At 69.5% G+C, this 13,170-nt stretch carries 13 protein-coding genes; 6 read left to right on the top strand and 7 right to left on the bottom strand.

Features of this window, described 5'->3' with window-relative positions; all coding sequences use genetic code 11:
- Nucleotides 1-40 precede the first annotated feature (40 nt).
- The gene (nth, locus tag BKI49_RS20210; protein WP_441350890.1) at nucleotides 41-1,177 is read right to left on the bottom strand and encodes an endonuclease III; all 1,137 of its coding nucleotides are present in this window, start codon (nucleotides 1,175-1,177) and stop codon (nucleotides 41-43) included.
- 383 nt (nucleotides 1,178-1,560) lie between these two features.
- Here nth and BKI49_RS20200 point away from each other — a divergent pair, with 383 nt between their 5' ends.
- Nucleotides 1,561-2,235: a Crp/Fnr family transcriptional regulator gene (locus BKI49_RS20200; protein WP_006382668.1), complete on the top strand. Its 675-nt coding sequence runs from the start codon at nucleotides 1,561-1,563 to the stop codon at nucleotides 2,233-2,235.
- A gap of 148 nt (nucleotides 2,236-2,383) precedes the next feature.
- Here BKI49_RS20200 and BKI49_RS20195 read toward each other — a convergent pair whose 3' ends face one another.
- From BKI49_RS20195 to BKI49_RS20180, 4 genes are all read right to left on the bottom strand, one after another.
- Nucleotides 2,384-3,214 (bottom strand): MBL fold metallo-hydrolase, encoded by an 831-nt coding sequence (locus BKI49_RS20195; protein WP_095935657.1) that lies wholly within the window; start codon nucleotides 3,212-3,214, stop codon nucleotides 2,384-2,386.
- Nucleotides 3,211-4,080: an NUDIX hydrolase gene (locus BKI49_RS20190; protein WP_095935656.1), complete on the bottom strand. Its 870-nt coding sequence runs from the start codon at nucleotides 4,078-4,080 to the stop codon at nucleotides 3,211-3,213. Before BKI49_RS20190 ends, BKI49_RS20195 begins: the two co-directional genes overlap by 4 nt.
- Before the next feature lie 500 nt (nucleotides 4,081-4,580).
- Nucleotides 4,581-5,051 (bottom strand): RidA family protein, encoded by a 471-nt coding sequence (locus BKI49_RS20185; protein ID WP_095935655.1) that lies wholly within the window; start codon nucleotides 5,049-5,051, stop codon nucleotides 4,581-4,583.
- The gene (locus BKI49_RS20180; protein ID WP_075033571.1) at nucleotides 5,048-5,209 is read right to left on the bottom strand and encodes a Sp36 family protein; all 162 of its coding nucleotides are present in this window, start codon (nucleotides 5,207-5,209) and stop codon (nucleotides 5,048-5,050) included. Before BKI49_RS20180 ends, BKI49_RS20185 begins: the two co-directional genes overlap by 4 nt.
- Nucleotides 5,210-5,304: 95 nt before the next feature.
- Here BKI49_RS20180 and BKI49_RS20175 point away from each other — a divergent pair, with 95 nt between their 5' ends.
- Together BKI49_RS20175 and BKI49_RS20170 are read left to right on the top strand one after the other, a co-directional pair.
- Nucleotides 5,305-6,282, top strand: a complete 978-nt coding sequence (locus BKI49_RS20175) for an ATPase BagA (RefSeq protein ID WP_095935654.1) — start codon at nucleotides 5,305-5,307, stop codon at nucleotides 6,280-6,282.
- Nucleotides 6,279-7,814, top strand: a complete 1,536-nt coding sequence (locus tag BKI49_RS20170; RefSeq protein WP_095935653.1) for an ATPase BagB — start codon at nucleotides 6,279-6,281, stop codon at nucleotides 7,812-7,814. Before BKI49_RS20175 ends, BKI49_RS20170 begins: the two co-directional genes overlap by 4 nt.
- Nucleotides 7,815-7,844: 30 nt before the next feature.
- On the opposite strand, the gene wblA is transcribed toward BKI49_RS20170, so the two are convergent.
- A complete protein-coding gene (gene wblA / locus BKI49_RS20165) occupies nucleotides 7,845-8,183 on the bottom strand; it encodes a transcriptional regulator WblA (protein ID WP_028799159.1) in 339 nt (112 codons plus the stop codon).
- Between the two features lie 406 nt (nucleotides 8,184-8,589).
- On the opposite strand from wblA, the gene BKI49_RS20155 reads away from it, so the two are divergent.
- The 3 genes from BKI49_RS20155 (at nucleotide 8,590) to BKI49_RS20145 (ending at nucleotide 12,025) form a co-directional block, all read left to right on the top strand.
- Nucleotides 8,590-10,857, top strand: coding sequence for a transglycosylase domain-containing protein (locus BKI49_RS20155; protein WP_095935652.1), 2,268 nt, complete (start codon nucleotides 8,590-8,592; stop codon nucleotides 10,855-10,857).
- A gap of 176 nt (nucleotides 10,858-11,033) precedes the next feature.
- A complete protein-coding gene (locus BKI49_RS20150; protein WP_028799161.1) occupies nucleotides 11,034-11,534 on the top strand; it encodes a hypothetical protein in 501 nt (166 codons plus the stop codon).
- Between the two features lie 185 nt (nucleotides 11,535-11,719).
- Complete coding sequence (locus BKI49_RS20145; protein WP_257004876.1) at nucleotides 11,720-12,025, top strand: helix-turn-helix domain-containing protein; 306 nt, start codon at nucleotides 11,720-11,722, stop codon at nucleotides 12,023-12,025.
- 529 nt (nucleotides 12,026-12,554) lie between these two features.
- Here BKI49_RS20145 and BKI49_RS20140 read toward each other — a convergent pair.
- Entirely contained in the window at nucleotides 12,555-13,019 is a 465-nt protein-coding gene (locus BKI49_RS20140; protein ID WP_095935651.1) for a GatB/YqeY domain-containing protein, read from the bottom strand.
- Nucleotides 13,020-13,170: the final 151 nt, after the last annotated feature.

Genomic DNA, 13,170 nt, shown 5'->3' with positions numbered 1-13,170 from the left:
TCTGCTGTTCCCAACGCCTGTCGGTGCCGTGTTCGTTCCGTCATCCGGCACCCAGTGGGGGTGCGGGGATGCCGCCGGCGTCCAGATACGACTGCGGGGGCTTGAGCCGCTGGCCGGGGAAGCCGCCCTTCTCGTACTTCAGGAGCTTCTTCGCCTTCTCCGGATCGGTCTCGCCCTCGCCGTACGCCGGGCAGAGCGGCGCGATGGGGCAGGCGCCGCAGGCGGGCTTCCTGGCGTGGCAGATACGGCGGCCGTGGAAGATCACATGGTGGGACAGCATCGTCCACTCGCTCTTCGGGAAGAGCGCGCCGACGGCCGCCTCGATCTTGTCCGGGTCGGTCTCGTCGGTCCACTGCCAACGGCGCACGAGCCGCTGGAAGTGGGTGTCCACGGTGATCCCGGGCCGCCCGAAGGCATTGCCGAGGACGACGAAGGCGGTCTTGCGCCCCACGCCCGGCAGCTTGACGAGGTCTTCGAGCCGGCCGGGCACCTCGCCGCCGAACTCGTCCCGCAGGGCCTTGGACAGCCCTATCACCGACTTGGTCTTGGCCCGGAAGAACCCGGTCGGGCGCAGGATCTCCTCGACCTCCTCCGGATTGGCCGCGGCCAGGTCCTCCGGGGTCGGGTACTTGGCGAAGAGCGCCGGGGTCGTCTGGTTCACCCGCAGGTCGGTGGTCTGCGCGGACAGCACCGTGGCGACGATGAGCTGGAAGGGGTTCTCGAAGTCCAGCTCCGGGTGGGCGTACGGGTAGACCTCGGCGAGCTCGCGGTCGATACGGCGGGCGCGGCGCACGAGGGCGGTGCGCGACTCGTTCCTCGGGGGCTTCGCGGCGGCCGCGACGGTCTTCTTCGCGGGAGCGGCTTTCTTCGCGGGAGCGGCGGCGCTCTTCGCCGCGGCCTTCTTCGCGGACGCGGCGGCGGTCTTCGCGGCGGCAGCCTTCTTCGCCGGAGCCTTCTTCGCCGGCGTCACCTTCTCGGCCGTACCACCGGCTCTCTTCGCGGGCGCGGCGGCGGCCTTCTTCCCGGACCCCGCGGTCACCCGCCCGGCGGACTTCCCAACTGCCGTCCCGGCGGTCTTCTTGGCGGTCTTCTTCGCTGCCGTCGTGTCGGCTACTGCTGTGTCGGCTGCCGTCTTTCCGGCTGCCGTACTGGCGGTCTTCTTCGCTGCCGGCGTCACGCCGTCGTCCCTTCCCCGCCTTCCGGCGGCAGAGTCGCCCCCGTCACCGGCAGGAGCTTTGCCCCTTTTGTCGGTTTCTTGAATCCGTCGAGAGCTTGTTCGCCCACAGCGGAATCGCGACGTACAACCACCCGCCCAGCCCCCTTGGCCTGTGCTCTCACCGGCGATTTGGACACCCGGCCAGCCTAAAGCCCGGCACCGACATCCGCCCTGGACCCGGAAGATCGGCGCCCAATTGGCCCCCTGCCGCACTCCCTGGGACGCCAGTGCGGCAGACTTGTGACTGATCACACTGTTTGGACGGTCCGGCAAGATGGGGAACACGGTCCCCTGGTACCAAGGGGGAGCAAGATCCCCTGAGCAGGTCGACAAGGAGAGAACTCGTGGACGACGTTCTGCGGCGCGCCCCGCTCTTCGCGGCGCTCGATGACGAGCAGGCCGCGGAGCTCCGCGCCTCCATGAGTGAGGTGACCCTCGCGCGAGGTGACGCTCTCTTCCACGAGGGCGATCCCGGAGACCGCCTCTATGTGGTGACCGAGGGCAAGGTGAAGCTGCACCGCACCTCCCCCGACGGCCGCGAGAACATGCTCGCGGTCCTCGGCCCCGGCGAGCTGATCGGCGAACTGTCGCTCTTCGACCCGGGCCCGCGCACGGCGACCGCCACCGCGCTCACCGAGGTCAAGCTGCTCGGCCTCGGCCACGGCGACCTCCAGCCCTGGCTGAACGCACGGCCCGAGGTGGCCGCCGCGCTGCTGCGCGCCGTCGCCCGCCGTCTGCGCAAGACCAACGACCAGATGTCCGACCTGGTCTTCTCCGACGTCCCGGGCCGTGTCGCCCGCGCGCTCCTGGACCTGTCGCGCCGCTTCGGCGTGCAGTCCGAGGAGGGCATCCACGTCGTGCACGACCTCACGCAGGAGGAACTCGCCCAGCTGGTGGGCGCGTCGCGTGAGACCGTCAACAAGGCACTCGCCGACTTCGCCGGCCGCGGCTGGCTGCGCCTGGAGGCGCGCGCGGTGATCCTGCTGGACGTGGAGCGCCTCGCGAAGCGCTCACGCTGACGCGTACTTCGTACGAGGAAGGGGCCCCGCCGCACGGCGGGGCTCCTCCTCGTACCGGCCACCCGACGCGGCCGCACGCCCCGTTCACCACCGCACCCCGCTCTCCCGCGACCGACGGGGACAGACCGAGGTGCCGGATCCGAAGCTCTCAGATCAGGCCGTGCTCGCGCAGATAGTCCATCTGGGCGCGCACCGACAGCTCCGCAGCGGGCCACAGGGAACGGTCGACATCCGCGTACACGTGGGCGACGACCTGGGCGGGCGACCGGTAGCCGTTCTCCACGGCCGTCTCCACCTGGGCCAGCCGGTGGGCGCGGTGCGCGAGGTAGAACTCGACGGCGCCCTGGGCGTCTTCGAGGACGGGCCCGTGGCCCGGCAGGACGGTGTGGACGCCGTCGTCGACCGTCAGGGAGCGCAGCCGGCGCAGGGAGTCGAGATAGTCGCCCAGACGGCCGTCGGGGTGGGCCACGACGGTCGTGCCGCGCCCGAGGATGGTGTCGCCGGTGAGCACCGCCCGATCGGCGGGGATGTGGAAGCACAGCGAGTCGGCGGTGTGGCCGGGCGTCGACACGACCCGCAGTTCGAGGCCGCCGACGCTGATGACGTCGCCCTGTCCGAGCCCCTCGTCGCCGAGCCGCAGCGCGGGGTCGAGCGCCCGCACCTCAGTGCCCGTCAGCTCGGCGAACCTCGATGCGCCCTCGGCGTGGTCGGGGTGCCCGTGGGTGAGCAGGGTGAGCGCGATCCGCTTGCCCGCCTTCTCCGCCGTGTCCACGACGTTCCGCAGGTGTACGTCGTCCAGGGGGCCGGGATCGACCACGACCGCCGACGTGGAGTCGGGCTCGGAGAGGATCCAGGTGTTGGTGCCGTCCAGGGTCATGGCGGACGCGTTCGGGGCCAGGACGTTGACGGCGCGCGCGGTGGCGGGACCGGACTCGACCCCGCCGCGGGGCTGGCCGGGGAGGGCGGTTGCGTCGGTCATGCGGAGGCTCCACCGGTCGGGATGTGCTTGGTGAACTCGTCATGGCCGGGCCAGGCGAGGATCAGTTCGCCGTTCTCCAGGCGGGCCTTGGCCAGGACGGGCGTCAGATCGCGTTCGGGTGCGGCGGCGAGGGCGTCGGCGGCGGTGCCGTACGGGACGAGCTGGCGCAGGGTCGCGATGGTCGGCGGCATCATGGTCAGCTCGCCCTTGTCGTACGAGGCTGCCGCGTCCGCCGGGTGGATCCACACGGTGCGGTCGGCCTCCGTGGAGGCGTTCCGGGTGCGCTGGCCCTCCGGGAGGGCGGCCACGAAGAACCACGTGTCGTAGCGGCGGGACTCGAACTCCGGGGTGATCCAGCGGGTCCAGGCGCCCAGCAGGTCGGAGCGGAGCACGAGACCGCGGCGGTCGAGGAACTCGGCGAAGGACAGGTCGCGGGCGACCAGGGCGGCGCGGTCCGCCTCCCACTCGTCGCCCGTCGTGTCGCCGACCACGGTGTCCGGGGTGGGCCCGGCGAGCAGGACGCCCGCCTCCTCGTACGTCTCCCGCACGGCCGCGCAGACCACGGCCTGGGCGGAGGTCTCGTCCACGCCCAGTCTGTTCGCCCACCACGCGCGCGTGGGGCCCGCCCAGCGGATCTGGTGCTCGTCGTCCCGGGGGTCCACGCCGCCGCCCGGGTAGGCGTACGCGCCGGCGGCGAAGGCCATGGAGGCGCGTCTGCGGAGCATGTGCACGACGGGGGTGGTGTCGGTGTCCTTGAGCAGCATGACCGTGGCCGCGCGTCTGGGGGGCACCGGTGTGAGGGTGCCCTCCGCGAGCGCGCGGATCCGCTCTGGCCACTCCGGTGGATACCACTGCCCATTCGCCATGGCCGGAGGCTATCCCGAGCCGGGCGGATGTTCGAGTGCCTCTCGCCCCAGCGGGCGCCCACCAGGTCTTTCGCCCCCTCCGCCCCTACCCGACCCAGCACCCCGGGGGCTCCGCCCCCGAACCCCCGATCGGCCTGAACGGCCTCGTCCTCAATCGCCGGACGGGCTGAAAGGTGGCTCTCTGCCCTCAAGGCCGGACGGGCTGAAAGGCGACTCTCTCTGCCCTCAAGGCCGGACGGGACAGGAGCTGACGCCGGACGGGACGAGGGTTGCCGCCGGACGGGCCAACGGCTGGACCCCAGCCCCACCCACACCCGCAGTCGCCCTCTCACCGAAGGGGCCGTGCCGGCGCATCACATGCCCGTTGCGGACGGCGCCACCAACCCACCGCACTGAATCGCCGGACCACACAAGGGCTGCAACGGGCGGATCACCGGCACGGACCCGACCCACCCACCGGACCGAGGGCGAAACGGCCACAGCCACAGCCACAGCCACAGCTACGGCGCCGTCAGCTCCACCTGGATCTCGACCTCCACAGGAGCGTCCAGCGGCAGAACAGCCACACCGACCGCGCTACGCGCGTGCACGCCCTTGTCGCCCAGCACGGCGCCCAGCAGCTCGCTCGCGCCGTTCAGGACACCCGGCTGCCCGGTGAAGTCCGCAGCGGACGCCACGAAGCCCACGACCTTCACGACCCGCGCGATGCGGTCCAGGTCGCCGGCGACCGACTTGACCGCCGCCAGCGCGTTCAGCGCGCACGTGCGGGCCAGTTCCTTGGCCTCCTCGGCCGTGACCTCGGCCCCCACCTTCCCGGTCACGGGAAGCTTGCCGTCCACCATCGGCAGCTGCCCCGCGGTGTACACGTACACCCCGGACTGCACGGCCGGCTGATACGCGGCCAGCGGCGGGACGACGTCCGGCAGGCTCAGCCCGAGCTCCGCGAGCTTCGACTCGACGGTCCCGCTCATGCCGACTTCTCCCGCTTCAGGTAGGCCACCAGCTGCTCGGGGTTGTTCGGCCCGGGCACGACCTGGACGAGCTCCCAGCCGTCCTCGCCCCAGGTGTCCAGAATCTGCTTCGTGGCATGGACGAGCAGCGGCACGGTTGCGTATTCCCACTTGGTCATGTGGCCGACTGTAGCCCCTGCCGGTCCACCCCTCGCGCACACGTTGTCCACAGCCTCCTGCGTAGTCCGGCGGCGGACTGGTTAGGCTCGAATACGTGAGCAGGCTCCAGGTCGTCAGCGGCAAGGGCGGTACCGGCAAGACCACGGTGGCCGCGGCCCTCGCGCTCGCCCTCGCGACCGAGGGCAAGCGCACCCTCCTCGTCGAGGTCGAGGGCAGACAGGGCATCGCGCAGCTCTTCGAGACAGAAGCGCTGCCCTACGAGGAGCGGAAGATCGCCGTCGCTCCCGGCGGCGGGGAGGTGTTCGCCCTCGCCATAGACCCGGAACTGGCGCTCCTGGACTACCTCCAGATGTTCTACAAGCTGGGCGGCGCGGGCCGCGCCCTGAAGAAGCTCGGCGCCATCGACTTCGCGACCACCATCGCGCCGGGCCTGCGTGACGTGCTCCTGACCGGCAAGGCGTGCGAGGCGGTACGGCGCAAGGACAAGAGCGGACGGTTCACGTACGACTACGTGGTCATGGACGCCCCGCCCACGGGCCGCATCACCCGCTTCCTGAACGTGAACGACGAGGTCGCGGGCCTCGCCAAGATCGGCCCGATACACAATCAGGCACAGGCCGTGATGCGCGTCCTCAAGTCCCCGGAGACGGCCGTCCACTTGGTGACGCTCCTGGAGGAGATGCCCGTCCAGGAGACCGCGGACGGCATCGCGGAGCTGCACGCCGCGAACCTGCCGGTGGGCAGGATCATCGTGAACATGGTGCGGCCCCAGGTCCTCGACGCGACCGACCTGGAGCTCACCCGCGCGGCCCCGCACACGGCGATCGCCCGGTCCCTGTCCGCGGCCGGTCTGGGCGGAGCACGCCGCGGAGGGAACGCCGAGCGGCTCGTCGACCCGCTGCTGGAGCAGGCCGAGGAGTACGCCGAGCGGTACGCCCTGGAGCACGAGCAGCGCGGGGTCCTGGCCGAGCTGGGCCTGCCGCTGCACGAACTGCCTCTGCTCGCCGAGGGAATGGATCTGGCGGGCCTGTACGAATTGGCCGCACAGCTGCGGAAGCAAGGGATGTCATGAGTCTGGACCCCGCCCGCGTCCTCGACGTCGATCCGCTGCTCGACGACCCGCAGACCCGCATCGTGGTGTGCTGCGGCTCGGGCGGTGTCGGCAAGACGACCACGGCGGCGGCCCTGGGGCTGCGCGCCGCGGAGCGCGGCCGCAAGGTCGTCGTGCTCACCATCGACCCGGCGCGCCGGCTCGCCCAGTCGATGGGCATCGACTCGCTGGACAACACTCCACGCCGGGTGAAGGGCATCGAGGGCGACGGCGAACTGCACGCCATGATGCTCGACATGAAGCGCACGTTCGACGAGATCGTCGAGGCGCACGCGGACCCGGAGCGGGCCGCGGTCATCCTGAACAACCCCTTCTACCAGTCGCTCTCCGCGGGCTTTGCGGGCACGCAGGAGTACATGGCGATGGAGAAGCTGGGGCAGCTGCGGGCGCGGGACGAGTGGGATCTCATCGTCGTCGACACACCGCCGTCGCGTTCGGCGCTGGACTTCCTGGACGCCCCGAAGCGGCTGGGTTCGTTCCTCGACGGGCGGCTGATCCGGCTGCTGACGGCGCCGGCGAAGCTGGGCGGCCGGGCGGGCATGAAGTTCCTGAACGTCGGGATGTCGATGATGACGGGCACCCTGGGGAAGCTGCTCGGCGGGCAGCTCCTCAAGGACGTGCAGACGTTCGTGGCCGCGATGGACACCACGTTCGGCGGGTTCCGTACGCGGGCGGACGCCACGTACAAGCTGCTCCAGGCACCCGGCACGGCGTTCCTGGTGGTGGCGGCCCCGGAGCGGGACGCGCTGCGCGAGGCCGCGTACTTCGTGGAGCGGCTGGCCGCGGAGGACATGCCGTTCGCGGGTCTGGTGCTCAACCGGGTGCACGGCAGCGGCGCCGCCCGGCTGTCCGCGGAGCGGGCGCTCGCCGCCGCGGAAGATCTTGATTCCGAGGCTGCAGAAAATCTTGACGACGCCCGCATTGTGGATCAGGGGGACGGGAAGGCTGGACTTCGTAACTCTCCCGACACGTACGACAGTTCAGAACCCTCCGCTTCCGCAGCACCGGCTTCTGAGGAAGGCTCCCCCGCCGCCACGGACAAACCCGCCCCGAGCCGGACCGCCGCCACGGACGGGACCACCACGGACCACACCGCCGCCACGGACAGCACCTCCCGGGACCGGACGGACGCACAGGACACACCGGACGCGCCCGACACGGCCGGCGCACACGGCACGGCCGACGCGCAGGACGAGACCGACACGGCCGAAGCGCAGGATCCGACCACCACCACGGCGGGCGAGCCCCGCTCCGACGCGGAGGGCACGGCCCGAACCGTCGACCAGCTCACCGCGGGCCTGCTGAGGCTGCACGCCGAGCGCATGCAGCTGCTCTCCCGCGAGCAGCGCACGCGTGACCGGTTCACCGCGCTCCACCCCGAGGTGGCGGTGGCCGAAGTGGCGGCACTTCCGGGCGACGTGCACGACCTCGCCGGGCTGCGGAACATCGGGGACCGACTCGCGGCCAATCGGCCGGAGCTGCCCGAAAGCTGAGTATCCGGGGCGACCCGAGGGGAAGACCCCTCAGCCCACCGCGGCGTAGCGCTCGTACACCTCTTCCTCGTCGAGGGGCAGCAGGCCCGCGCCGCGCTCGTACTCCGTACGCGCGGTCTCCAGCAGGCGACGCCACGAGGTGACGGTCGGCCGGCGGCGCAGCAGCGCGCGGCGCTCCCGCTCCGTCATGCCACCCCACACGCCGAATTCGACGCGGTTGTCGAGCGCGTCGGCGAGGCACTCCGTGCGTACCGGACACCCGGTGCACACTGCCTTGGCCCTGTTCTGCGCTGCTCCTTGAACGAACAGTTCATCCGGATCGGTAGTGCGGCAGGCCGCCTGCGCACTCCAGTCGGTTACCCAGCCCATACCGGCGCCGTCCTCTCCCGAATCGAGGCTCCCCCACGGCGGCAGCGGCATATTCACCGCCGCCAGTTGAGGACGTTACGGAAGGTGGGCACAGCGCAACACCCCCTTCGGGCCCAATCTTGAATGGCCCGAACGGACTATGCGTAAGCGGCAGATCACCCGGGGGAGTGAGCTGGGGACATGCGCGACAATCCCAGCAAACCGGGACACTTCAGTTGAGTCACAACGGACGCCAGGTGACACACAAGGCGGAGTCGGACACGCGCCCCACAGAAATCGGGGAACCTCCGGAACGATTCGGGGTCGCCGGACGTATTGATACGTGGCCGCACTGCTGTGACAGTTGAGAGCAGCTTAGGCCAAGGCATATACGTGTGTCCGGCGAATGAGAACGTAGGCTGCCCTCATGCCAAAGAAGCGCTCGGGCGGTGGTCTGTCCCCTACGCAGCAGGCCGCCAAGTTCCTCGGTGTCAGCGTGCTCGCGGGCGCCGTCATGGCCGGAATCGCACTGCCCGCCGCGGGCGCACTCGGTCTCGCGGCCAAGGGCTCCGTCAAAGGGTTCGACGAGATCCCCGACAACCTGAAGAGTCCCGCGCTGAGTCAGCGGACCACGATCCTGGACAACAAGGGCGGCCAGATCGCGACGGTCTACTCGCGCGACCGCACGGTGGTCGACCTCAAGGACATGTCGCCGTACATGCAGAAGGCGATCGTCGCGATCGAGGACTCCCGCTTCTACCAGCACGGCGCGGTGGACCTGAAGGGCATCCTGCGCGCCGTGAACCAGAACGCGCAGAACGGCGGGGTCGCCCAGGGCGCCTCCACCCTCACGCAGCAGTTGGTGAAGAACTACTTCGTGGAGGAGGCCGGCGACGACCCGACGAAGGTCGCCCAGGCCACCCAGCAGACCCTCGGCCGCAAGATCCGCGAGCTCAAGTACGCGATCCAGCTGGAGGAGAAGCTCGGCAAGAAGAAGATCCTCGAGAACTACCTGAACATCACGTTCTTCGGCGAGCAGGCCTACGGCATCGAGGCCGCCGCCCAGCGCTACTTCTCCAAGCCCGCCAAGGAGCTGAACCTCCAGGAGTCGGCGCTGCTCGCGGGCATCGTCCAGTCGCCCAGCCGGTACGACCCGGTCAACGACGAGGCGGAGGCCATCAAGCGCCGCAACACCGTGCTCCAGCGCATGGCCGAGGTGCACGACATCTCGCAGCAGGAGGCCGACGCGGCCAAGGCGAAGAAGATCGAGCTGCACGTGAGCAAGCCGAAGAACGGCTGCATCACGGCGGCGAAGGGCGCCAGCTTCTTCTGCAAGTACGTGGAGCACGTCTTCCTGACCGACCCGGTCTTCGGCAAGACGAAGGAGGAGCGGGCGAAGATCTGGAACCAGGGCGGTCTGACGATCCGCACGACCCTGGACCCGCAGTCGCAGGAGTCCGTCCAGGCGTCGCTGAAGGACCACGTCTACAAGTCGGACAAGGTCGCCGCGGCGGCCACCCTGGTCGAGCCGGGCACCGGGAAGATCGTCGGCATGGGCCAGTCGAAGCCGTACGGCTACGGGAAGAACGAGACCGAGTACAACTACTCGGTCGACTACGGCATGGGCGGCTCCAACTACGGCTTCCCGACCGGTTCGACGTTCAAGCCGTTCGTGGCGGCGGCCGCGATCGAGCAGGGCCGGCCGCCGACGCAGGAGTACTCGTCGCCGAACAAGATGCCGTACCCCAGCCCCGTGCAGACGTGCAGCAGCAAGCCGTGGACCAACCAGGCGAACGAGCAGGTGCCGAACGAGGACGCCTCGGAGGTCGGTCCGTACCGGCTGAAGGAGGCGATGGCCAAGTCGGTCAACACCTACTTCGTGCAGATGATCTCCGACATCGGCCTGTGCCCGGTGATGAAGCAGATCGACAAGCTCGGCGTCGTCCAGGGCAACGGCGACAAGCTCCCCGAGGTCCCCTCCATCGCCCTCGGCGCCAAGGGCATCTCCCCGCTGACGATGGCCACGGCGTACGCGGCCTTCGCCTCCCGCGGCATGTACTGCACGCCGATCGCCGTCGAGTCGATCACGCAGAAGATCGGCGGCACGCAGAAGTCCCTGGAGGTGCCGAAGTCGACGTGCTCGCGCGCGATGTCGGAGAAGACCGCGGACACCATCAACACCCTGCTGAGCGGCGTGGTCGACTCCGGTACGGGTCAGCAGGCGGGTCTGACCGACCGTGCCAACGCCGGTAAGACGGGTACGACGGACCAGCGCAAGAACGCCTGGTTCGTCGGCTACACGCCGAACCTGTCCGGCGCGGTCTGGGTCGGCAGCGCCACCCAGAAGGTCCAGATGCGGGGCATCCGCATCGGCGGCGTCTACCGCGACAAGGTCTACGGCGGACAGGTTCCCGGCCCGATCTGGCGGGACCTGATGACCGGCGCCCTGGTCGGCAAGGACTCGCCGTCCTTCAACCTGGTCGACATTCCCGACGAGGACAAGGACAAGGACAAGGACCGGGACCACGACGGGAACGACGACGACAACGGCCACGGAAACGGAAACGGCGGGAATGGGGACCCCCTCGGCGGCCTGACCAACGGCGGAACGTTCCCCACGCCCTCCTTCTCCATTCCCGAGGGATGGATTCAGGGCACCACCGGCAGGGGTAACGGAAACGGCGGTCAGCGCTGATGACCCATATCCGCCGGTCCACCCCGCATCCCCCGGCTGACCTGCGGCTGAAGCGTCCGGCGTAATTACGTCAGCTTCCCGGTAAGGGCACTCTCTCGGCGGAGGCCGTGACATATTCACCTCCGGCCCCGCCTTGAGGGTGCCCTTGCTGTTTTTCCAGCCCGTCCGGAGGGGACATGAAACTCAGATCGCGGCTCAGTGTCACGTTCAGCGCCTTGCTCGGCGCCCTGACCCTCGCCCTCGCGGTACCGAATTCGGCGGCGGCCGCCACCTGCGACAACTTCGGCTGCGACGGTCACGATCCGAACGTCCAGACCTGGCAGACCGGTCCGGTCAGCCCCTACGGCCCGTACGACCTCGGCGGGTCGTTCATGTACGAGCTGCGCTGGGGGAAGACGGACGGCGACCAGTACAGCTGGGGCCGCCTGTGGTACATCAGCGGCTCGGACGAGCAGAAGTACACCGTGTACGTGCAGCGCTGCACGAAGAGCCACTCCACCTGTTACTGGCGCCTCGGTGAGAAGAAGGGCGGCGCTTCGGGCTGGACCGCGAAGGTCCCCGAGGGCACGAACTACTACTACACACGCACGCCGATGTACTACAACCCGTCGGGTTACGAAATGCGGGCCTGCGTGGAGGACCCGTCGGGCGACGAGTCGTGCACGCCGTGGTACTGAGCCGGCCCGGCCGTCCGACGTACGGATGAAGCCAAAGCGAGCGGGGATGGCGCAAATACGTCATCCCGCTCGCCCCGTTAACAGTCTTTGGTGAGATTTATTCAGCTGTTCGCGCTCACAAGCGGTTCCTAGACTTGCCCTACCAGATGCAGTGATCCACTGCTGCTACTTGGGGGGAAGGCGAATTGACCGTTACGCCAGAACTTGACGTCAATAAACCGAGAATAGAAGCCAACGACCAGAAGATTCTGAACCTGCTGTATGCGGGGCTGAACGACGCATCGATCGCCCGGCATTTAGGAGTAGGTCACCGCACGATACAGCGCAAAGTGCACCGACTCATGGAACTTCTCGAAGCCAATGGCCGTGTGGCCCTGGGCGCTCGGGCGCAGGAACTCGGCCTGCTGGTGGGCGCGTCCCGCCGGCCGCCACAGCCGAGGGAACTGACCGCCCGGGTGACGGACGGCGCCCTGCGGGCGGGGGTCGGCTGACCCCGCGACGGGCAGTGCCGCCGGCTCATTCACGGACGCGCACGACGGGAGCGTGCGCTGGAGAGAACGCCGAGCGAGACAAGGCGTCCGGCCGGGACAACGACGTCCGAGCCGCATGCCGACGCCGGAACAGGACACCGGCGCCACGAGCCGCCACCGACGCCGGATCCTGACGAGCCGTCATCGACGCCGGATCGGGACGACGACGTAACGACGTCCGGTCAGGACAACGACGTCCGGTCAGGACAACGACGTCCGGCCGGACCGATGACGTCCAGCAGGGGCAACGACGCCCGAGCCGCATGCCGACTCCGGAGCGGGACACCACACCGGGAACGTCGGTCCATGTACGCCCCGCAGGGAAACCTCTTCGCCCCGTGGGACATCACCCTGCCGACGGGGTGGTGACCGCCGCACCGCGGAGGCCACCACCCCCGTTCCGCTGTCGCCCCACGAGGGCGTTCCGGCCTTCTGCCGGAGTACGGGCAGCGGGTGAACTCGACACCCGCAGGCCCGTCCTGGCGGGCCCTCAGCCCGCGAGCAGCTTCTTCACGACGGCGGCGACACGGCCGCCCTCGGCCTGACCGGCCACCTTCGGGTTCACGATCTTCATGACCTGACCCATGGCGCGCGGCCCCTCGGCACCGGCCGCCTTGGCCTCCTCGACCGCCTGGGCGACGATCTGCTGGAGCTCGTCGTCGGACAGTTGCTTGGGCAGGTACGCGGCGAGAACCTCGCCCTCCGCCTTCTCCCGCTCGGCCGACTCGGCGCGCCCGCCCTGAGCGAAGGCGTCGGCGGCCTCACGACGCTTCTTCGCCTCGCGAGTGATCACCTTCTGCACCTCGTCGTCGGAGAGTTCGCGCTTGGTCTTCCCCGCGACCTCCTCCTTGGTGATCGCGGCGAGGGTCAGCCGGAGCGTCGAGGAGCGGAGCTCGTCGCGCTCCTTGATCGCGGCGTTGAGGTCTTCCTGCAGCTTCGACTTGAGCGTGGTCATGCCGTCGATTGTCGCAGGTGCGGTGTGCGGGTCGCCTGCTGATTTCGGAGCGGACGTCCTGTGCCTTCAGCAGGACGCGTCCCGTGCCCTCGCGCGACCGCGTCCCCGGACCTCGCGAGGAGTTCGCGTCCTGCCGAGGACGCGCCCGGCG

The organism is Streptomyces sp. Tue6028 (genome assembly GCF_002300165.1).
GTDB lineage: Bacteria > Actinomycetota > Actinomycetes > Streptomycetales > Streptomycetaceae > Streptomyces > Streptomyces siamensis.
The sequence above is the reverse complement of the archived record's forward strand: the minus strand, read 5'-3'. Positions and strand labels throughout refer to the sequence as shown.